General features: G+C 65.6%; 16 protein-coding genes and 1 pseudogene. 7 read left to right on the top strand and 10 right to left on the bottom strand.

Annotation, left to right across the window (positions count from 1 at the left end; all coding sequences use genetic code 11):
• Positions 1-38 precede the first annotated feature (38 nt).
• The 4 genes from mdtD to yccS all read left to right on the top strand — a co-directional run bounded on the left by mdtD (position 39) and on the right by yccS (position 6,514).
• Complete coding sequence (mdtD, locus tag DN387_RS07415) at positions 39-1,466, top strand: multidrug transporter subunit MdtD (protein ID WP_043863589.1); 1,428 nt, start codon at positions 39-41, stop codon at positions 1,464-1,466.
• A 105-nt stretch (positions 1,467-1,571) separates the two neighbouring features.
• Positions 1,572-2,909, top strand: a complete 1,338-nt coding sequence (gene dbpA / locus DN387_RS07410; RefSeq protein WP_229589801.1) for an ATP-dependent RNA helicase DbpA — start codon at positions 1,572-1,574, stop codon at positions 2,907-2,909.
• A gap of 121 nt (positions 2,910-3,030) precedes the next feature.
• The gene (locus tag DN387_RS07405; RefSeq protein WP_054915756.1) at positions 3,031-4,212 is read left to right on the top strand and encodes an NAD(P)/FAD-dependent oxidoreductase; all 1,182 of its coding nucleotides are present in this window, start codon (positions 3,031-3,033) and stop codon (positions 4,210-4,212) included.
• Between the two features lie 121 nt (positions 4,213-4,333).
• On the top strand, positions 4,334-6,514 hold the full coding sequence (gene yccS / locus DN387_RS07400; RefSeq protein WP_043863622.1) for a YccS family putative transporter: 2,181 nt from the start codon (positions 4,334-4,336) through the stop codon (positions 6,512-6,514).
• Here yccS and DN387_RS07395 read toward each other — a convergent pair whose 3' ends face one another.
• A complete protein-coding gene (locus DN387_RS07395; protein WP_043863591.1) occupies positions 6,515-7,252 on the bottom strand; it encodes an ABC transporter substrate-binding protein in 738 nt (245 codons plus the stop codon).
• 242 nt (positions 7,253-7,494) lie between these two features.
• Here DN387_RS07395 and DN387_RS07390 point away from each other — a divergent pair, with 242 nt between their 5' ends.
• A complete protein-coding gene (locus DN387_RS07390; RefSeq protein WP_054915757.1) occupies positions 7,495-7,947 on the top strand; it encodes a GNAT family N-acetyltransferase in 453 nt (150 codons plus the stop codon).
• A 68-nt stretch (positions 7,948-8,015) separates the two neighbouring features.
• Here DN387_RS07390 and DN387_RS07385 read toward each other — a convergent pair whose 3' ends face one another.
• The 9 genes and pseudogenes from DN387_RS07385 to tkt all read right to left on the bottom strand — a co-directional run bounded on the left by DN387_RS07385 (position 8,016) and on the right by tkt (position 17,450).
• The gene (locus DN387_RS07385) at positions 8,016-8,312 is read right to left on the bottom strand and encodes a helix-turn-helix domain-containing protein (RefSeq protein WP_043863593.1); all 297 of its coding nucleotides are present in this window, start codon (positions 8,310-8,312) and stop codon (positions 8,016-8,018) included.
• A 17-nt stretch (positions 8,313-8,329) separates the two neighbouring features.
• On the bottom strand, positions 8,330-8,830 hold the full coding sequence (locus DN387_RS07380) for a YgjP-like metallopeptidase domain-containing protein (protein WP_043863594.1): 501 nt from the start codon (positions 8,828-8,830) through the stop codon (positions 8,330-8,332).
• 61 nt (positions 8,831-8,891) lie between these two features.
• A pseudogene (locus tag DN387_RS07375) lies at positions 8,892-11,000 on the bottom strand (putative bifunctional diguanylate cyclase/phosphodiesterase); the annotation flags it as partial.
• Positions 11,001-11,264: 264 nt separating this feature from the next.
• On the bottom strand, positions 11,265-12,329 hold the full coding sequence (gene fba, locus DN387_RS07370) for a class II fructose-bisphosphate aldolase (RefSeq protein WP_043863595.1): 1,065 nt from the start codon (positions 12,327-12,329) through the stop codon (positions 11,265-11,267).
• A 100-nt stretch (positions 12,330-12,429) separates the two neighbouring features.
• A complete protein-coding gene (locus tag DN387_RS07365; protein ID WP_043863596.1) occupies positions 12,430-12,756 on the bottom strand; it encodes an MliC family protein in 327 nt (108 codons plus the stop codon).
• Between the two features lie 51 nt (positions 12,757-12,807).
• The gene (locus DN387_RS07360; RefSeq protein WP_043863597.1) at positions 12,808-13,026 is read right to left on the bottom strand and encodes a hypothetical protein; all 219 of its coding nucleotides are present in this window, start codon (positions 13,024-13,026) and stop codon (positions 12,808-12,810) included.
• A gap of 32 nt (positions 13,027-13,058) precedes the next feature.
• The gene (locus DN387_RS07355) at positions 13,059-14,222 is read right to left on the bottom strand and encodes a phosphoglycerate kinase (protein WP_043863598.1); all 1,164 of its coding nucleotides are present in this window, start codon (positions 14,220-14,222) and stop codon (positions 13,059-13,061) included.
• A 12-nt stretch (positions 14,223-14,234) separates the two neighbouring features.
• Positions 14,235-15,302: an erythrose-4-phosphate dehydrogenase gene (epd, locus tag DN387_RS07350; RefSeq protein ID WP_043863599.1), complete on the bottom strand. Its 1,068-nt coding sequence runs from the start codon at positions 15,300-15,302 to the stop codon at positions 14,235-14,237.
• Between the two features lie 150 nt (positions 15,303-15,452).
• On the bottom strand, positions 15,453-17,450 hold the full coding sequence (tkt, locus tag DN387_RS07345; protein ID WP_043863600.1) for a transketolase: 1,998 nt from the start codon (positions 17,448-17,450) through the stop codon (positions 15,453-15,455).
• Between the two features lie 257 nt (positions 17,451-17,707).
• On the opposite strand from tkt, the gene DN387_RS07340 reads away from it, so the two are divergent.
• Together DN387_RS07340 and metK are read left to right on the top strand one after the other, a co-directional pair.
• Positions 17,708-18,703 carry a metalloregulator ArsR/SmtB family transcription factor gene (locus DN387_RS07340; protein ID WP_043863601.1) on the top strand — a complete coding sequence of 332 codons (996 nt, stop codon included), beginning with the start codon at positions 17,708-17,710 and terminating at the stop codon, positions 18,701-18,703.
• A gap of 19 nt (positions 18,704-18,722) precedes the next feature.
• Positions 18,723-19,913: a methionine adenosyltransferase gene (gene metK / locus DN387_RS07335; protein ID WP_043863602.1), complete on the top strand. Its 1,191-nt coding sequence runs from the start codon at positions 18,723-18,725 to the stop codon at positions 19,911-19,913.
• The last annotated feature ends 7 nt before the right edge of the window (positions 19,914-19,920 follow it).

Raw genomic sequence — 19,920 nt, 5'->3', positions numbered from 1 at the left:
TCGACTTGCCCGCGAAGGGGCCCTCAAGGACATAGAGCATGCCCAACCGCACCCCGCTGGACCCCGTCACCGCCCGCTGGATTCCCTGGGTGGTGGCCATCGCCTTCTTCATGCAGTCGCTGGACGGCACCATCCTCAACACCGCGCTGCCGGCCATGGCCCGCGACCTGGCGGAAAACCCGCTGCGCATGCAGTCGGTGATCATCGCCTACATGCTCACCGTGGCCCTGCTGATCCCGGCCTCGGGCTGGATCGCCGACCGCTTCGGCACCAAGCGCATCTTCTTCAGCGCGATCCTGCTGTTCAGCATCGGCTCGCTGTTGTGTGCACTGTCCAACAGCCTCGGCATGCTGGTCGGCGCCCGCGTGATCCAGGGCCTGGGCGGCGCGCTGATGCTGCCGGTGGGGCGCCTGGTGGTGCTGCGCGCCTACCCGCGCACCGAACTGGTGCGCATCATGAGTTTCATCACCATCCCCGGCCTGCTCGGCCCGCTGCTGGGCCCGACCATGGGCGGCTGGCTGGTGGAGTACCTGAGCTGGCACTGGATCTTCCTGCTCAACCTGCCGGTCGGCGCGCTGGGCTGCTATGCGGTGTGGAAGTTCATCCCCGACCTGCGCGGCTCCGAGCGCACACGCTTCGACGGCGTGGGCTTTGTGCTGTTCGGCGCCGCGATGGTGCTGATCACCATCGCCATGGAGGGCCTGGGCGAGCTGCACCTGCCGCACCTGCGCGTGATGCTGCTGCTGTTCGCCGGCATGGCGTGCCTGGCCGCCTACTGGCTGCGCGCCGGCAGCATCGACAACCCGCTGTTCTCGCCCCGGCTGTTTCGCACCCGTACCTTCTCGGTGGGCATCCTCGGCAACCTGTTCGCCCGCCTGGGCAGCGGCGCACTGCCGTTTCTGGTGCCGTTGCTGCTGCAGGTGGCGCTGGGCTATTCGCCGTCCCAGGCCGGCATGAGCATGATCCCGCTGGCCGCCTCGGCGATGGTCGCCAAGTCCATCGCCCGGCCGCTGATCGAGCGCCTGGGCTACCGCACCATCCTCACCGGCAACACCCTGCTGCTGGGCGTGCTGCTGTGCAGCCTGGGGCTGGTCAACGAACACACCCCGTATGCCCTGCTGCTGGTGCAACTGGGGCTGCTGGGGGCGGTGAACTCGCTGCAGTTCACGGCGATGAACACCGTGACCCTGATCGACCTGGACGACGCCAGCGCCAGCAGCGGCAACAGCCTGCTGTCGGTGGTGGCGCAGCTCTCGCTGAGCCTGGGTGTGGCCTGCGCCGGCGCACTGCTGGGCGGCTTTACCGGCGCCGGCAGCGGCGATGGGGTGGAGACCACGCTGGGCGCGTTCCAGCTGACCTTCCTGACCATCGGCCTGATGTCGATGCTGGCGGCGGCGATCTTCATGCAGCTGTCCAGGGCGGACGGAAGGCGTGCCCGTCGTCCGGAACCGGAGATCGAGGCTTAGGGCTAATGGCCACGAGGCTGGTACACTGCGCGACATTTTGTTTTGCAGGCCCGCCTCGTGACCACCATTGCCACCGAATTTGCCACCTTGCCGCTGTCAGCCGCCATGCTGGCCAACCTGGACGCCCTCGGCTACGCCCAGATGACCCCGATCCAGGCCCAGAGCCTGCCGGTGATCCTCAAGGGCATGGACCTGATCGCCCAGGCCAAGACCGGCAGCGGCAAGACCGCCGCGTTCGGCATCGGCCTGCTCAACCCGATCAACCCGCGCTACTTCGGCTGCCAGGCCCTGGTGCTGTGCCCCACCCGCGAGCTGGCCGACCAGGTGGCCAAGGAGCTGCGCCGTCTGGCCCGCTCCGAAGACAACATCAAGATCCTGACCCTGTGCGGCGGCGTGTCCCTGGGCCCGCAAATCGCCTCGCTGGAACACGGCGCGCACATCATCGTGGGCACCCCGGGCCGCGTGCAACAGCACCTGCGCAAGGGCACCCTGGTGCTCGACGGGCTCAACACCCTGGTGCTCGACGAAGCCGACCGCATGCTCGACATGGGCTTCTACGACGCCATCGCCGACATCCTCGGGCAAACCCCGGAGCGTCGCCAGACCCTGCTGTTCTCGGCCACCTACCCGGCCGGCATCAAGCAGCTGTCGGCCGCATTCATGCGCAACCCGCAGCAGGTCAAGGCCGAGTCGCTGCATGCCGACACGCAGATCGAGCAGCGCTTCTACGAGATCTCGCCCGAGCAGCGCATGGACGCGGTGACTACCCTGCTGGCGCACTTTCGTCCGCAGTCGTGCGTGGCGTTCTGCTTCACCAAGCAGCAGTGCCAGGAAGTGGTCGATCATCTCAAGGCCAAGGGCATCGCCGCCGAGTCGCTGCATGGCGACCTGGAGCAGCGCGACCGTGACCAGGTGCTGACCCTGTTCGCCAACCGCAGCACCTCGGTGCTGGTGGCCACCGACGTGGCCGCGCGCGGGCTGGATATCGATGCGCTGGACATGGTCATCAACGTGGAGCTGGCGCGGGACTCGGAAATTCACGTGCACCGCGTGGGCCGCACCGGGCGTGCCGGCGAGAAGGGCCTGGCGGCGAGCCTGGTGGCCCCGTCCGAAGCGCACCGCGCCCAGGCCATCGAGCAGCTGCAGAAGGCGCCCCTGCGCTGGGAGCAGATCGACAGCCTCAAACCCCAGGCCGGCGGCCCGCTGGTGCCGACCATGAGCACGCTGTGCATCGGTGCCGGGCGCAAGGACAAGCTGCGGCCGGGCGACATCCTGGGTGCGCTGACCGGTGATGCCGGCATCCCGGGCACCCAGGTGGGCAAGATCGCGATCTTCGATTTCCAGGCCTTCGTGGCGGTGGAACGCGGCGTGGCCAAGCAGGCGCTGCAGCGGCTCAACAGCGGCAAGATCAAGGGGCGCTCGCTGCGGGTTCGCATCGTCTGAGTCGTTTATCGCCTATCAGGGCCTCATCGCGGGTCAAGCCCGCTCCCACAAGGACTTGCGTACCTCCTGTGGGAGCGGGCTTGACCCGCGATAGCTTCAACACCTATTTGAGGATTTTGCAGTGCGTTCCACCGAAGTGATCATCATCGGCGCTGGCGCCGCCGGCCTGATGTGCGCCATCCACGCCGCCAACCGCGGCCGCCAGGTGCTGCTGCTGGACCATGCCAACAAGCCCGGCAAGAAGATCCTGATGTCCGGTGGCGGGCGCTGCAACTTCACCAACCTGTACACCGAGCCGGCCAACTTCCTCTCGCACAACCCGCACTTCTGCAAGTCGGCCCTGGCCCGCTACACCCAGTGGGACTTCATCGAGATGGTCGGCAAGCACGCCGTGCCCTATCACGAGAAAAAACTCGGCCAGCTGTTCTGCGACAACAAGTCCAGCGACATCCTCGACATGCTGCTCAGCGAGCTTCAGAGCGCCGGCGCCGAGCTGCGCATGGACACGCGCATCGAGCAGATCGAAAAGCTCGAGCCTGGCTACCTACTCGAAACCAGCATGGGCACGCTGCAATGCCAGTCGCTGGTGATCGCCACCGGCGGCCTGTCGATCCCGACCCTGGGCGCCACCGGGTTCGGCTACCAGGTGGCCCGTCAGTTCGGCCACACCCTGCTGCCGACCCGCGCCGGGCTGGTGCCCTTCACCATCACCGAGCCGCAGCTCAAGGCCATGTGCACCGAGCTGTCGGGCACCTCGGTGGACTGCGTGGCCAGCTGCAACGGCACCAGCTTTCGCGAGAACCTGCTGTTCACCCACCGTGGCCTCAGCGGCCCGGCGATCCTGCAGGTGTCGTCGTTCTGGCACAGCGGCGACAGCGTCGAGATCAACCTGCTGCCCGAGCATGACGCCCTCGCCTGGCTGCAACAGCAACAGGCCGAACGCCCCAACAGCGAACTCAAGACCCTGCTTGGCGAGGTCTTCACCAAGAAGATGGCCAACCTGCTGGCCGAGCACTGGTTCGTGTCCCGGCCGATGAAGCAGTACACCCCGGCCGAACTGGCCGAGGTCGCCGACAAACTGGCGGCCTGGCAGGTGGTGCCGGCCGGCACCGAGGGCTACCGCACCGCCGAAGTCACCCTGGGCGGGGTCGACACCCGCGAAGTGTCGTCCAAGACCCTGGAGTCGCTGAAAAGCCCCGGCCTGTATTTCGTGGGCGAAGTGCTGGACGTCAGCGGGCACCTGGGCGGGTTCAATTTCCAGTGGGCCTGGGCATCGGCCTACGCGGCCGCGCAGTTCGTCTAACCTTCGCGTTAGAATCGCGCATCACGGAACAAATTTTGCTGGTACGTGACCACGGTGACAGTTCGCTGCCACCGTGACCGGCTCAATTTCGATCATCGCCAAGCAGGCCTGCCGCCCTATCATGTCATCGTCTTCCTTGCGTCACTCGCTGCGTCGTTTGTGGGCCCTGGACAAGTTCAGCTACAGCATCCGGGTATTGATCGCGCTGACCGGCAGCATGGCGCTGTGCTGGTACCAGGACGAGATGGGGCTGCTGATCCCGCTGTTCCTGGGCATCATCGCCAGCGCCCTGGCCGAGACCGACGACAGCTGGCAGGGCCGGCTCAACGCCCTGGCCGTGACCCTGGTGTGCTTCACCGTCGCTGCGCTGTCGGTGGAGCTGCTGTTCCCCTACCCGATCCTCTTCGGCTGCGCCCTGGCGCTGGCGGCGTTCGCGCTGACCATGCTCGGCGCGCTGGGCGAGCGCTACGGCGCCATCGCCTCGGCCACACTGATCCTGTCGGTGTACACCATGATCGGCGTGGACCAGCGCGGCGGCCAGGTCACCGACTTCTGGCACGAGCCCTTGCTGCTGGTGGCAGGCGCCGCCTGGTACGGATTGCTGTCGGTGCTGTGGCAGGCGCTGTTCTCCAACCAGCCGGTGCAGCAGAGCCTGGCGCGGCTGTTTCGCGAACTGGGCCGCTACCTCAAGCTCAAGGCCACCCTGTTCGAGCCCATCCGCCAGCTGGACGTGGAGGCCCGCCGCCTGGAACTGGCCCAGCAGAACGGCAAGGTGGTGGCCGCCCTCAACGCCGCCAAGGAAATCATCCTGCACCGCGTGGGCAATGGCCGCCCCGGCTCCAAGGTGAGCCGCTACCTGAAGCTGTACTTTCTGGCCCAGGACATCCACGAGCGCGCCAGTTCCTCGCACTACCCCTACAACGCTCTCACCGAGGCGTTCTTCCACAGCGACGTGCTGTTTCGCTGCCAGCGTTTGCTGCGCCAGCAGGGCAAGGCGTGCGTGCAATTGTCCGAGTCGATCCAGCTGCGCCAGCCGTTCGTCTACGACACCAGCTTCGCCGCCGCACTGGAAGACCTGCACGCCTCGCTCGAGCACCTGCGCATCCAGAGCAACCCGGCCTGGCGTGGCCTGCTGCGCTCGCTGCGGGCGCTGGCGGCGAACCTGGCAACCCTCGACCGCCTGCTCGGCGATGCCAGCAACCCCGACAACCTGGCCGACAACAGCGATTCGAGCCTGCTCGACCGCTCGCCGCGCAGCCTCAAGGATGTGTGGAGCCGCCTGCGCCAGCACCTCACGCCGACCTCGCTGATCTTTCGCCACGCCCTGCGCCTGCCGCTGGCGCTGTCGATCGGCTACGGCATGGTGCACCTGATCCACCCCACCCAGGGCTACTGGATCATCCTCACCACGCTGTTCGTGTGCCAGCCCAGCTATGGCGCCACCCGGCGCAAGCTGGTGCAGCGGATCATCGGCACCGCCATCGGCCTGACCGTGGGCTGGGCGCTGTTCGACCTGTTCCCCAGCGCGATCATCCAGTCGCTGTTCGCGGTGGCCGCCGGGGTGGTGTTCTTCGTCAACCGCACCACCCGCTACACCCTGGCGACGGCGGCGATCACGCTGATGGTGCTGTTCTGCTTCAACCAGATCGGTGACGGCTACGGTCTGTTCCTGCCGCGCCTGTTCGACACCCTGGTGGGCAGCCTGATCGCGATCCTGGCGGTGTTCCTGTTCCTGCCCGACTGGCAGGGCCGTCGGCTGAACAAGGTGCTGGCCAACACCCTGAGCTGCAACAGCACCTACCTGCGCCAGATCATGCAGCAGTACGCCCAGGGCAAGAGCGACGACCTGGCCTACCGCCTGGCCCGGCGCAACGCGCACAACGCCGACGCGGCGCTGTCGACCACGCTGGCCAACATGCTCATGGAGCCGGGGCATTTTCGCAAAGAGGCCGACGTGGGCTTTCGCTTCCTGGTGCTCTCGCACACCCTGCTCAGCTACCTCTCCGGGCTGGGTGCACACCGTGACAGCGCACTGGCACCCGAGGCCCACGAGCAGTTGATCGACGGCGCGGGTGCCAGCCTGGCCGCCAGCCTCGACGAAATCGCCACTGGCCTTGCCAGCAAGACCCCGGTGGCGATCCACAGCGACGCCGAGGAAGCCCTGGCGGCGAGCCTTGAGCAGATGCCCGAGGAAATGGACGAGAACCAGCGCCTGGTGCAGACCCAGCTGGCACTGATCTGCCGCCAGCTGGGCCCGCTGCGCACCCTGGCCGCGCACCTGATCAAGGACACCCCGGCCTGACTACAGGCCGTAGTCCTTGAGCAACCGGGCATAGCTGCCATCGGCCTTCATGGCGGCGATGGCCTTGTCGAAGCCGGCCACGATCTGGGCATGCTGCGGATGCCTGAGGCTGACCAGGATGTGCAGGCTGTTCTCGCTCACCGGCTTGCCGAAGAACTGCACGCGGTTGCGCACGTTCGCGCTTTCACGCTGCAGGTAGTAGCGCGCCACGTATTCGTCCTCAAGGGTCAGGCGCACCCGCCCGGCAGCCAGCATGCCCACCGCCACCGAAAAGTCGCGCACCGGCACCTTCTGCAGACGCCCGTCATTGTCGAATTCGGCCGCATAGGCATAGTCGCGCACCACCGCGATGGCGTGCGGGTAGAGATCGCTCAGGGTATCGAAACGCAGCACGTCGCCCTTGCGCTTGAGCAGCCGCACGCGGTTGCTCAGGTAGCCTTGGGAGAAGGCCCCGATGCGGGTACGCGCATCGCTCTGCCAGGCGTTGATCAGCACATCGTAGCGGCCCTCGCCGATGCCCAGCAGCGCGCGCGCCCACGGCGCCTGCTCGAACTCGCTGGCAAACCCGGCACGCTCCAGGGCGGTGGTGACAAGGGCGGTGGCCAGCCCGCCCCTGGGTAGGCGGGCGTCGGTGAAGGGGGGCCAGGCATCGGCCACCAGCCGCAGTTTTTCGGCCTGGGCCGACTGGGCACAGAGCAGCAATCCAAGCAAACCCAAGGCTCGAAGCAGTGGCCGCATGCTCAAATCCCTTAGCGGATCGGGTCCGCGTTCTTGTTGAATGGCATGAGATTTCTGTTGGCGCAAAGCTAGGCTGCACGGCCAGATTACACAAAGATTCCGGTATCGGGCAGTGCCGGGTGATAGCTAATTGCCTCTATTTTTGCCGATTCCGCGCCGACTTGATCCATGGCAATTCGCGACCTTCGCCCTGAGGTGCTCGGCGTGGTTATGATCGGGGCATTACACAGGAGAGAAACGCGATGAGCATCGACTGGATCTGCAAGCATCACACCGACCTTGGCAAGCAACAGCTGTACGCGCTGCTGACGCTGCGCATCGAGGTGTTCGTGGTGGAGCAGAAATGCCCGTACCTGGAAACCGATGGCCAGGACCTGGAGGGCGACACCTGCCACCTGATGGCCTGGCGCGATGGCGAGCTGGTGGCGTACCTGCGTCTGCTGGACCCCGAGTCACAGGGCGGCGACGTGGTGATCGGGCGGGTGGTGATTGCGCCGTCGGCGCGGGGCGAGGGGCTGGGGCATGCACTGATGGTGCAGGGGCTGGCGCAGGCCGAGAAGCACTGGCCAGGGGTGCCGGTGTACCTGTCCGCACAGGCGCACCTGCAGGCCTACTATGCGCGGCACGGGTTCGAGGTGGCCGGGGAGGCGTATCTGGAGGATGGCATCCCGCACATCGGCATGCGCCGGGGCTAGACGCTTCGCCGGCAAGGCCGGCTCCTACAGGGGTAGGTGCAGGGGCCGGGCTTGCCGGCGGTGGGGCTTCAGGGGTAGCCCAGCACCTGGCGGATACTGCGCAGATGCTGGGTGATCCACTGCTTGTCGATCGCGCCCCAGTCACGTATCCGGTAATGCCCGGCATGGTTGCGCGCACCTTCCTGCTGCTCGAACTCGCACACGATGTCCAGGTCGGCCAGCGCCGCGATGGTGTCCTGCGCCGTTCGCCGCGGCATGCCGGTGGCCTCCATCAGCGCCGGCACGCTGCTGGCGGTACGGCTGTCGATCAGCCACGCCACGTACAGGCGACGATAGAAACTGGTCTTGGTCTTGCTCACTTCCATTGGCAATTCCCTTTCGCTCACTGGGCGCCGGACAGGTCGCGCCAGGTCAGGTAGATGCGCAGGTCGAACTCCAGTTGATGGTAGCCCGGCTGCATGTATTCGCAGAGTTGGTAGAACGCCTTGTTGTGGTCGCTCTCCTTGAGGTGCGCCAGTTCATGCACCACGATCATCTTCAGAAACTGCGGCGCCGCGTCCTTGAACAGCGAGGCGATGCGGATTTCCTTCTTGGCCTTGAGCTTGCCGCCCTGCACGCGCGATACCGCGGTGTGCAGGCCCAGCGCGCGGTGGGTGAGATCGAGGCGATTGTCGAACAGCACCTTGTCCAGGTTCGGCGCATTGCGCAGGTGCTCCTGCTTCAGGGCCTGGGCATAGGCATACAGCGCCTTGTCGCTCTGTACCGCATGGCGCTCGGGGTAGCGCTGGCGCAGGTAGTCACCCAGACGGTTCTGGGCAATCATCTGGCGCACCTGGTCTTGCAGGGCAGGCGGATAGGCTTGCAGGTACTTGAGTACGGTCATGGGCACGGGGCATTGCAGGCAAAGGCGTCAGTGTACTCAATTCCCCGGCCGCCTCGTTGCGCCAGTCGAAAAAAGCCGGGAAATCACCGGCGCGCTGCGCCGTCAGGGGCCGTGCCACCAGGAAGCCCTGGGCATAGGCGCAACCGTTTGCCTGCAGCCACTGCGCCTGCTCCCGCGTCTCGACGCCCTCGGCCACCACACACACGCCATAGTCGCGGCACAGGCCGATGACACTGCGGACCAGCGCCGCGTCCGCCGCCGAACCGGGCAGGCGCGCCACCAGGTGCCGGTCGAGCTTGAGCGTGTCGATGGGCAGGTCGCGCAGCAGGCGCAGCGAGCACTCTCCGGCGCCGAAATCGTCCAGCGCCACTCGCACGCCCAGCTCGCGCAGCCTGCGCAACTGACGCAGCGCGATGTCGAGGTTGGCGGCCAGCGAGGTTTCCGCCACCTCCACCTCAAGCTGGGCCGGGCGCAGGCCATGGCTGGCGATCACCCGCCCCAGTTCCTCGACCAGGTTGGGCATGGCGAACTGCACGCGGCTGAGGCTGATGCTCAGCACCAGGTCCGGCTCGAACCGAGCCTCCCAGGCGCGCCGCTGCGCCGCACCCTGGGTGTAGATCCAGCTGGCCAGCCGCGAGACCAGCCTGGCCTCCTCCAGCAACGGCAGGAACAACCCCGGCGGCACATCGCCGACACTGGGGTGCTGCCAGCGCAACAACGCCTCGAACCCGCGCAGGCGACCATCGGCAAACGCCACCTGCGGCTGATACACCAGGCTGAAGTCGTGCCGCTCGATCGCGTCGCGCACACTGTCTTCGAGCATCAGGCGCGAGCGAGCACGACCGTTGAGCTCCTGGTCGTAGTAGCGGTACTGCTGGCGACCGGCCTGCTTGGCGGCATACATGGCCGCGTCCGCCGCACGCAGCAGGCCGTCCAGGTGCGGCCCGCAGTCGGAGTAGGTGGCGATGCCGATGCTCACGCCAAGCGTCACCTCCAGGCCGTCGATCTGCTGGCAGATGGACATGCGCTCGATCAGCTTTTCGGCAAAGCGCGCCGCCTGCTCCGGGTATTCCAGGGTATCGAGCAAGGCCGTGAACTCGTCGCCGCCCATACGCCCGAGGATCGCGTAGGCACCCAGGCATTCCTTGAGCTGTTCGCCCACCCAGTGCAGCACGCGGTCGCCGGCCGCATGGCCGAGCGAGTCGTTGATCCGTTTGAAACCGTCAAGGTCCATGTACATCAGGGCCTGGGCCTTGTCGGAATGCTCGCTGCGCAGCAGCGCAGCTTCGGCGGCCTGGCAGAACCCGCGGCGGTTGAGCAGCCCAGTCAGCGGGTCGGTCACGGCCTGGAACTCCAACTGCTGGTGCAGGTTGCGCACCACCGACATGTCCAGCACCGTCACCACCATCGCCCGCTGCTCGCCGGGCAGCGCCGCGCACGACAGCGCCACCGGCAGCGGCAACCCGGAGGCGGTGAGCAGCACGGCGTCGTGCAGGCGGTAGATATCGCGCTCCTGGTAGGCCTGGTAGAACGCCGAGTCGCGCCACCGGGTTGGCACGGGCGACTGCACGAAGCCCAGCAGGTCTGCGCCCTGCAATTGCTCCACCGGGGCCTGGAGCAGGCGCGAGATGGCCGGGTTGGCAAAGCGGATGCGACCGTCCTCGGCCACCACCAGGATGCCTTCGGCGGCGTTGTCCAGCACCGAGGCGTTGAATGCGCGCTCGGCCTCCAGGTCGCGGCTCAAGCGCTGCAAGGCACGCCGGTTGCGCTGCTGGTCGAGCAGGGCCTGGACCTTGGGCTTGAGAATGTGCGGGTCGAATGGCTTGAACAGGTAGTCCACCGCGCCACTGGCATAGCCCTTGAGCACGGCCGCCTGGGACTGTTCGTTGGCGGTCAGGAAGATGATCGGGGTCAGGCAGGTGCGCTGGCTGCCGCGCATCAGGCGCGCGACTTCGAAGCCGTCCATACCGGGCATCTGCACATCCAGCAGCACCAGGTCCACCTCATGCTCGAGCAGCGTGCTCAGGGCTTCGGTACCGGAGCTTGCGGTCAGCACATGCCAGTCCTCACGCGCAAGCAAGGCTTGCAGGCTGATCAGGTTTTCCGGGTAGTCATCGACGATCAGTAAAACCGAACCGCTGTCGTGAGTGTGAGGGTGCGCGCAATCCATGCTGCTTCTCTTGTGTAACGACGCCAGATTCCGGATGGAACTTGAGGCTTTACTCTAGACCTGGCTGAAACAAATCTGAAGTCAGCACATTGGCATCATCGGTATAAACAAAGTGTTGCCCGACTAACGGTCTGTCGCGTTGGGCCAGATCCGGTGTCCGTGGCGGCCCCGCAGCCGAAAACCCCCGGTTCCGGCCGGTGAAGCAGGCCGCACGGGCATAAAAAAACCCGCATCGCTGCGGGTTTTTCGTACAACCAACCAGGCTTAGTTGACCTTGGCGGCCAGCTCGCCCTTGGCATAGCGCTGGAACATCGCTTCGAGGGAGATCGGCTTGATCTTCGAGGCGTTGCCGGCGGTGCCGAAGGCTTCGTAGCGAGCGATGCACACGTCGCGCATGGCCTTGACGGTTTCACCGAAGAACTTGCGCGGGTCGAACTCGCTCGGGTTGGTGGCCATCAGGCGGCGCATGGCACCGGTGGACGCCAGGCGCAGGTCGGTGTCGATGTTGACCTTGCGCACGCCGTACTTGATGCCTTCGACGATTTCTTCAACCGGTACGCCGTAGGTTTCCTTGATGTCGCCACCGTACTGGTTGATGATCGCCAGCCACTCCTGCGGCACCGAAGACGAACCGTGCATCACCAGGTGAGTGTTGGGGATGCGCTTGTGGATCTCCTTGATGCGGTCGATCGCCAGCACGTCGCCGGTAGGCGGCTTGGTGAACTTGTAGGCGCCGTGGCTGGTGCCGATGGCGATGGCCAGGGCATCGACCTGGGTACGCTTGACGAAATCGGCGGCTTCTTCAGGGTCGGTCAGCATCTGGCTGTGATCCAGCACGCCTTCGGCGCCGATGCCGTCTTCTTCACCGGCCATGCCGGTTTCCAGCGAACCCAGGCAGCCTAGCTCGCCCTCTACCGAAACGCCGCAGGCGTGGGCCATGGCCACGGTCTGCTGGGTGACACGCACGTTGTAGTCGTAGTCGGTCGGGGTCTTGCCGTCTTCGCCCAGCGAGCCGTCCATCATCACCGAGCTGAAGCCCAGCTGGATCGAACGCTGGCACACGTCAGGGCTGGTGCCGTGGTCCTGGTGCATGCACACCGGGATGTGCGGGAATTCTTCGATCGCCGCCAGGATCAGGTGGCGCAGGAACGGCGCACCGGCGTATTTGCGGGCACCGGCCGAGGCCTGGACAATCACCGGGGAGTCGGTCTTGTCGGCGGCTTCCATGATGGCGCGCATTTGCTCGAGGTTGTTGACGTTGAAAGCCGGAACGCCGTAGCCGAATTCGGCGGCGTGGTCCAGCATCTGGCGCATGCTAATGAGTGCCATTGTGTATCTCTCTCCCGACAAGCGTCGTTTTTCGTGCAAGCCTGCCGCAGCGGCGGTTGCTATTCAAGTAGTGTGGGCCGACAGCGGTCGGCCCGGCCAGTCACGGTGCCTTGCAGCCCCGCCCTATCAAATCGTTGGTCGCTACCCAGTACACCAGGCCTTCATCGCCCTTGGTGTGCAGGGCCAGCACGCCATCGCTGTACAGCGCACCCGATGCACCGGGCTCCGGCTTGAGCCGGTAGACCTGATCGCCGCCACCAAGGCGTACATCCACCTCTTCCTGGCTGGCATCGGCAAACCGCCACAGCACCTCGGCCTGACTGTCACAGACCCAGCGGGTCCAGTTGTCGGTCGGGGCCGGGGTTGGCTTGAGGCTTGCGCAACCTGCCATCAGAACCAGGGCCATCAGGGCTACAACGCTTTTCATCGAATATCCTCTAGAAGACCACGAACCGGCCAACAGGTTGCCTCGAACCGATCAAGGGCAACCCGGGGCCTGGCGCTGGTGTTCCTCGTCATACTTCTCCAGCCCGTCCGGGCCGAGCCTCTTGTTGATCACCGGCACGGTCTCTGCCTGCCACTGCGACTGGTAGCAACCGCCCTTCGGCTTGCCGGGGGCATCCGCCGCAGGCTCCGGGCTGCCAGCGCAGGCGCTGAGCAGACCGGCCAGGATAAACACAGGCAACCGCTTGACCATCAGGCCACACTCCCTTTGCCAGGCTGAGCGAGTCAGGCCTTGGCCCGTTGTTCCAGCACGTCCACCGCCGGCAGCACCTTGCCCTCGACGAACTCGAGGAATGCACCGCCACCGGTAGAAATGTAGGAGATCTGGCTGGCCACGCCATATTTGTCGATGGCCGCCAGGGTGTCGCCACCGCCGGCAATCGAGAACGCGGCGCTGTCGGCGATGGCCTTGGCCAGGGTCCTGGTGCCGTTGCCGAACTGGTCGAACTCGAACACGCCCACCGGGCCGTTCCACAGGATGGTCTTGGACGACTTCAGCAGCTCGGCGAACTGTTCGGCGGTCTGCGGGCCGATGTCCAGGATCATGTCGTCCTCGGCCACCTCGCCCACCAGCTTGACGGTAGCCGTGGCGCTTTCGGCAAATTCCTTGGCCACCACCACGTCCACCGGCAGCGGCACGTTGACCTTGGCCGCGATGGCCTTGGCGGTGTCGATCAGGTCGGCTTCGTACAGCGACTTGCCCACCGGGTGGCCGGCAGCGGCCAGGAAGGTGTTGGCAATGCCGCCACCGACGATCAGCAGGTCGCACACCTGGCTCAGGCTGTTGAGCACGTCCAGCTTGGTCGATACCTTGGAACCGGCGACGATGGCGGCCATCGGCTTGGCCGGGGCCTTCAGGGCCTTGCCCAGTGCATCCAGCTCGGCGGCCAGCAGCGGACCGGCAGCGGCGACCTTGGCGAACTTGGCCACGCCGTGGGTCGAGCCCTCGGCACGGTGGGCGGTACCGAAGGCGTCCATCACGAACACGTCGCACAGGGCAGCGTATTGCTGGGCCAGTTCGTCGGCGTTCTTTTTCTCGCCCTTGTTGAAGCGCACGTTCTCGAACAGCACGATGTCGCCGGCCTTCACGTCCACGCCGCCCAGGTAGTCGGCCACCAGCGGCACCTCACGGCCCAGCGCCTTGCTCAGGTAGTCGGCCACCGGCTTGAGGCTGTTCTCGGCCGAGAACTCGCCTTCGGTCGGGCGCCCCAGGTGCGAGCAGACCATCACGGCCGCGCCCTTCTCCAGGGCCAGCTTGATGGTCGGCAGCGAGGCCAGGATGCGCGCGTCGCTGCTGACCACACCGTCCTTCACAGGCACGTTGAGGTCTTCGCGGATCAGTACGCGCTTACCTTGCAGATCGAGGTCGGTCATCTTCAAAACGGTCATGAATGCAGTCCTTCAGGGCTGTTTGCGAGTGGTGCTGGTTGAGTCCACGACGCGCAGAAAATGTTCGGCGACGTCGAGCATGCGGTTGGCGAACCCCCATTCGTTGTCGAACCAGGCCAGCAGGTTCACCAGGCGGGGGCCGCAAACGCGGGTCTGGCTGGCATCGACGATGGCCGAATGTGGGTCATGGTTGAAATCACAGCTGGCGTGGGGCAGTTCGGTGTAGGCCAGCAACCCCTTGAGCGGGCCACTCAGGGCCGCTTCACGCAGCACCTGGTTGACTTCGGCCGCGGTGGTATCGCGGGCGGTCTGCAGGGTGATGTCCAGGCACGACACGTTCACCGTCGGCACGCGTACCGCTTTGGCCTGGATTCGCCCGGCAAGTTCCGGCAGCAGGCGTTCGATACCCCGCGCGAGCCCGGTAGACACCGGAATCACCGACTGGAACGCCGAACGGGTGCGGCGCAGGTCTTCGTGGTGGTAGGCATCGATCACCGGCTGGTCGTTCATTGCAGAGTGGATGGTGGTGATCTGCACGTACTCGATGCCGAAGGCCTGGTCGAGCACACGCAGCAGCGGCACGCCGCAGTTGGTGGTGCAGGAGGCGTTGGATACCAGCCGTTCGCCGCCTTCAAGGCAATCCTGGTTGATGCCGTAGACAACGGTGGCGTCGACATCCGCCTCGCTGGCCATCGGCTGGGAAAACAGCACCCGTGGTGCGCCGGCGTCGAGGAAACGCTGGCCGTCGGCGCGGGTGTTGTAGGCCCCGGAGCATTCGAGCACCAGGTCGACGTCGAGCGCGGCCCAGTCGATGCCTTCGGGGGTGGCGCTGCGCAGTACTTTGACGCAGTCGCCATTGATATGCAGACAATCGCCGTCGACCCTGACCTCACCGGGAAAGCGCCCGTGGGTGGAGTCGAAGCGTGTCAGGTATTCGAGGCTGGCCTGATCGGCCAGGTCGTTCAGTGCAACGATCTCGAAGCCCGCGCTGGCCCCCCGTTCAAAGAGTGCGCGCAGGACGCAACGACCGATGCGGCCGTAGCCGTTGAGTGCAACTTTGTAGGGACGCGGTTGGGGCATGGGATGCTCACGGAACAGAATGTTATCTGCAACCTGCAGGAACCGAGTCGCGGCAATCGCGGGTCAAGCCCGCTCCCACAAGGACACTCGTGATCCCTGTGGGAGCGGGCTTGACCCGCGATGGGTTCAACGCCGCTCCAACTGGTTTTATCAGTCTTCCAGCAGCTCTTCAGCCGTACCCAGGATGTTTTCCAGGGTGAAGCCGAACTCTTCGAACAGTGCCGAAGCCGGCGCCGACTCACCGTAGGTGGTCATGCCGATGACGCGGCCTTCCAGGCCCACGTACTTGTACCAGAAGTCGGCGTGGGCAGCTTCGATGGCAATCCGCGCGCCCACCTGCAGTGGCAGAACCGACTGCTTGTAGCTGGCGTCCTGGGCATCGAACACGCTGGTGCATGGCATCGATACCACGCGCACCTTGCGGCCCTGCTCGGTCAGCTTGTCGAACGCCTGCACCGCCAGGCCCACTTCGGAACCGGTGGCGATCAGGATCAGCTCAGGCTCGCCTGCGCAGTCCTTGAGCACGTAGCCACCACGGCTGATGTCGGCGATCTGGCCGGCGTCGCGGGTTTGGTGCTGCAGGTTCTGACGCGAGAAGATCAGCGCCGAAGGGCCGTCCTTGCGCTCCAGGGCGTGCTTCCAGCTCACGGCCGATTCGACCGCGTCGGCCGGACGCCAGGTGTCCAGGTTCGGCGTGGTGCGCAGGCTGGTCAGCTGCTCGATCGGCTGGTGAGTCGGGCCGTCTTCGCCCAGGCCGATGGAGTCGTGGGTGTAGACGTGGATCACGCGCTGCTTCATCAGGGCCGACATGCGCACGGCATTGCGGGCGTATTCCATGAACATCAGGAAGGTCGCGCCGTAAGGCACCAGGCCGCCGTGCAGGGCAACGCCGTTCATGATGGCGGTCATGCCGAACTCGCGCACGCCGTAGTACATGTAGTTGCCGCTGGCATCTTCGGCGCTGACGCCCTTGCAACCTTTCCACAGGGTCAGGTTGGAGCCGGCGAGGTCCGCCGAGCCACCGAGGAACTCCGGCAGCAGCGGGCCGAAGGCGTTCAGGGTGTTCTGGCTGGCCTTGCGGCTGGCGATGCTTTCGCCCTTGGCGTCCACTTCGGCGATGTAGGCGGCAGCCTTCTCGGCGAAGTCGGCTGGCAGTTCGCCGCTCAGGCGACGCTTGAGTTCGCTGGCCAGTTCAGGGAAGGCTGCGGCGTAGGCAGCAAAGCGCTGGTCCCAGGCGGCTTCGGCGGCGGCGCCGGCCTGCTTGGCATCCCACTCGGCATAGATGTCGGCCGGGATTTCGAACGGGCCGTGGTTCCAGTTCAGGGCCTGGCGGGTCAGGGCGATTTCGGCATCGCCCAGTGGCGCGCCGTGGCAGTCTTCCTTGCCGCCCTTGTTCGGCGAACCGAAGCCGATGGTGGTCTTGCAGCAGATCAGGGTCGGCTGCGCGCTCTTGCGCGCGGTCTCGATGGCGGTCTTGATCTCTTCTGGGTCGTGACCGTCGACATTGCGGATCACCTGCCAGTGGTAGGCTTCGAAACGCTTCGGCGTGTCGTCGGTGAACCAGCCTTCGACTTCGCCGTCGATGGAGATACCGTTGTCGTCGTAGAAGGCGATCAGCTTGCCCAGGCCCAGGGTACCGGCCAGTGCAGCAACTTCGTGGGAAATGCCTTCCATCATGCAGCCATCACCCAGGAACACATAGGTGTGGTGGTCGACGACGTCGTGGCCTGGACGGTTGAACTGGGCGCCCAGCACTTTTTCGGCCAGGGCAAAGCCCACGGCGTTGGCCAGACCCTGGCCCAGCGGGCCGGTGGTGGTCTCGACGCCTGGGGTGTAGCCGAATTCCGGGTGGCCCGGGGTGCGGCTGTGCAGTTGACGGAACGCCTTGAGGTCGTCGATCGACAGGTCGTAGCCGGTCAGGTGCAGCAGCGAGTAGATCAGCATCGAGCCGTGGCCGTTGGACAGCACGAAGCGGTCACGGTCGGCGAAGTGCGGGTTGCTCGGGTTGTGCTTCAAGAAGTCACGCCAAAGAACCTCGGCGATATCCGCCATGCCCATCGGGGCACCGGGATGGCCGCTGTTGGCTTTTTGCACGGCATCCATGCTGAGGGCACGAATGGCGTTGGCACGCTCACGACGGCTGGGCATCGCTTGTCTCCTGGGGGGCTTGAATATTAACGAACGGAAAAAGGCGGCCATTTTCGCCCAGGCACGTGCCCGGGGGCAATCACGGATGGTCGATGAGGGACGTTTTTAGTGCGATTGAGCGACTAATCCCGTGTTGCGCCGACAAAACGGCAGAAATTGTCGCCTGCCATGCCGGGCCGGGCCCGCCCATCGAGCAATATCAAAACTTTTTGATATAGAACTTGCGAGGCCGCTGCACGCTGACTAGACTGCCGCCCATGAACCTTCACGCCCCCTCCATCGACCCCGAGCAAAGCGACGCGCTGGCTGCCCTGTGCAAGGCCGGCGGCGACCCGCTGCGGCTGAACGTGCTGCGCGCGCTGGCCAGCGATTCGTTCGGGGTGCTGGAGCTGGCGCAGATCTTCGCCATCGGCCAGTCGGGCATGAGCCACCATCTCAAGGTACTGGCCCAGGCCGACCTGGTGGCCACCCGGCGCGAAGGCAACGCGATCTTCTATCGCCGCGCACTGCCCGACAGCCAGCGCCTGGGCGGCAAGCTGCACGGGGCGCTGCTGGAGGAGGTCGACGCGCTGGAACTGCCGGCCGAGGTGCAGGCGCGCATCGGCCAGGTGCAGGTGCGCCGGGCCGCCACCAGCCAGGACTTCTTCCTGCGTGTGGAAGAGAAGTTCCGCGCCCAGCAGGACCTGATCGCCGGCCTGGCGCAGTACCGCGAAAGCCTGCTGGCGCTGCTCGACAAGCTCAGCTTCGACCCGCTGGCCAGCGCCCTGGAGGTCGGCCCCGGCGATGGCGAGTTTCTGCCCGAACTGGCGCGGCGCTTCACCCACGTCACCGCCCTGGACAACAGCCCGACCATGCTCGAGCTGGCGCGCCAGGTGTGCCAGCGCGAGCGCCTGGCTAACGTAACCCTGCTGTTGGCCGATGCCCTGCATGCAACGGATGTACAGGCCGACTGCGTGGTGCTGAACATGGTGCTGCACCATTTCAGCGAGCCTGCCCAGGCCCTCGGGCACCTGGCCAAGCGTGTCAGACCAGGCGGAAGCCTGTTGGTAACAGAACTGTGCAGCCACGATCAGAGCTGGGCGCGCCAGGCGTGCGGCGATCTCTGGCTGGGCTTTGAACAGGATGATTTGGCCCGTTGGGCCAGCGCCGCGGGGCTGGTTCCCGAGGACAGCCTCTATGTGGGCTTACGTAATGGTTTCCAGATTCAGGTTCGCCACTTTCAGCGACCACCTGGCGACACTCACCATCGGTAAATTTTAGGAACCCGTCGAGATGAGCGAATACTCCCTTTTCACCTCCGAGTCCGTGTCTGAAGGGCATCCGGATAAAATCGCCGACCAGATTTCGGATGCGGTGCTCGACGCCATCATCGCCGAAGACAAGTTCGCCCGCGTGGCGTGCGAGACCCTGGTGAAAACCGGTGTGGCCATCATCGCCGGCGAAGTGACCACTTCGGCCTGGGTCGACCTCGAAGACATCGTGCGCAACGTGATCGTCGACATCGGCTACAACAGCTCCGACGTCGGTTTCGACGGCGCCACCTGCGCGGTGATGAACATCATCGGCAAGCAGTCGGTAGACATCGCCCAGGGCGTTGACCGCAGCAAGCCTGAAGACCAGGGCGCGGGCGACCAGGGCCTGATGTTCGGCTACGCCAGCAACGAAACCCCGGAGCTGATGCCAGCCCCGATCAGCTTCTCGCACCAGCTGGTGCAGCGTCAGGCCGAAGCGCGCAAGTCCGGCCTGTTGCCGTGGCTGCGCCCGGACGCCAAGTCCCAGGTCACCTGCCGCTACGAAGGCGGCAAGGTGGTGGGCATCGACGCCATCGTGCTGTCCACCCAGCACAACCCGGACGTGTCCTACGCCGACCTGCGCGAAGGCGTGATGGAGCTGATCGTCAAGCACGTGCTGCCGGCCGAGCTACTGCACAAGGACACCCAGTTCCACATCAACCCCACCGGCAACTTCATCATCGGTGGCCCGGTGGGCGACTGCGGCCTGACCGGCCGCAAGATCATCGTCGACACCTACGGCGGCATGGCCCGTCACGGGGGTGGCGCTTTCTCCGGCAAGGACCCGTCCAAGGTTGACCGTTCGGCCGCCTACGCCGGTCGCTACGTGGCCAAGAACATCGTTGCCGCTGGCCTGGCCGAGCGCTGCGAAATCCAGGTGTCGTACGCCATCGGCGTGGCCCAGCCGACCTCGATCTCGCTGAACACCTTCGGCACCGGCAAGGTTGCCGACGAGAAGATCATCCAGATCGTGCGCGAGTGTTTCGACCTGCGTCCGTATGCGATCACCACCATGCTCGACCTGCTGCACCCGATGTACCAGGAAACCGCGGCCTACGGTCACTTCGGCCGCACCCCGCAGGTCAAGACCGTGGGCGACGACACCTTCACCACGTTCACCTGGGAACGCACCGACCGTGTCGACGCGCTGCGCGCGGCCGCCGGGCTGTAAGCAACAC

This window comes from Pseudomonas sp. FBF18, from assembly GCF_024261405.1.
In the GTDB taxonomy this organism is placed as follows: domain Bacteria; phylum Pseudomonadota; class Gammaproteobacteria; order Pseudomonadales; family Pseudomonadaceae; genus Aquipseudomonas; species Aquipseudomonas palmensis.
This window is presented reverse-complemented; position numbering and strand designations above follow the sequence as displayed.

Coding starts and splice junctions, on each gene's coding strand:
- mdtD (WP_043863589.1), top strand. CDS start 39: ATGCCCAACCGCACCCCGCTGGACCCCGTCACCGCCCGCTGGATTCCC.
- dbpA (WP_229589801.1), top strand. CDS start 1,572: ATGCTGGCCAACCTGGACGCCCTCGGCTACGCCCAGATGACCCCGATC.
- yccS (WP_043863622.1), top strand. CDS start 4,334: ATGTCATCGTCTTCCTTGCGTCACTCGCTGCGTCGTTTGTGGGCCCTG.
- DN387_RS07395 (WP_043863591.1), bottom strand. CDS start 7,252: ATGCGGCCACTGCTTCGAGCCTTGGGTTTGCTTGGATTGCTGCTCTGT.
- DN387_RS07390 (WP_054915757.1), top strand. CDS start 7,495: ATGAGCATCGACTGGATCTGCAAGCATCACACCGACCTTGGCAAGCAA.
- DN387_RS07385 (WP_043863593.1), bottom strand. CDS start 8,312: ATGGAAGTGAGCAAGACCAAGACCAGTTTCTATCGTCGCCTGTACGTG.
- DN387_RS07380 (WP_043863594.1), bottom strand. CDS start 8,830: ATGACCGTACTCAAGTACCTGCAAGCCTATCCGCCTGCCCTGCAAGAC.
- fba (WP_043863595.1), bottom strand. CDS start 12,329: ATGGCACTCATTAGCATGCGCCAGATGCTGGACCACGCCGCCGAATTC.
- DN387_RS07365 (WP_043863596.1), bottom strand. CDS start 12,756: ATGAAAAGCGTTGTAGCCCTGATGGCCCTGGTTCTGATGGCAGGTTGC.
- DN387_RS07360 (WP_043863597.1), bottom strand. CDS start 13,026: ATGGTCAAGCGGTTGCCTGTGTTTATCCTGGCCGGTCTGCTCAGCGCC.
- DN387_RS07355 (WP_043863598.1), bottom strand. CDS start 14,222: ATGACCGTTTTGAAGATGACCGACCTCGATCTGCAAGGTAAGCGCGTA.
- epd (WP_043863599.1), bottom strand. CDS start 15,302: ATGCCCCAACCGCGTCCCTACAAAGTTGCACTCAACGGCTACGGCCGC.
- tkt (WP_043863600.1), bottom strand. CDS start 17,450: ATGCCCAGCCGTCGTGAGCGTGCCAACGCCATTCGTGCCCTCAGCATG.
- DN387_RS07340 (WP_043863601.1), top strand. CDS start 17,708: ATGAACCTTCACGCCCCCTCCATCGACCCCGAGCAAAGCGACGCGCTG.
- metK (WP_043863602.1), top strand. CDS start 18,723: ATGAGCGAATACTCCCTTTTCACCTCCGAGTCCGTGTCTGAAGGGCAT.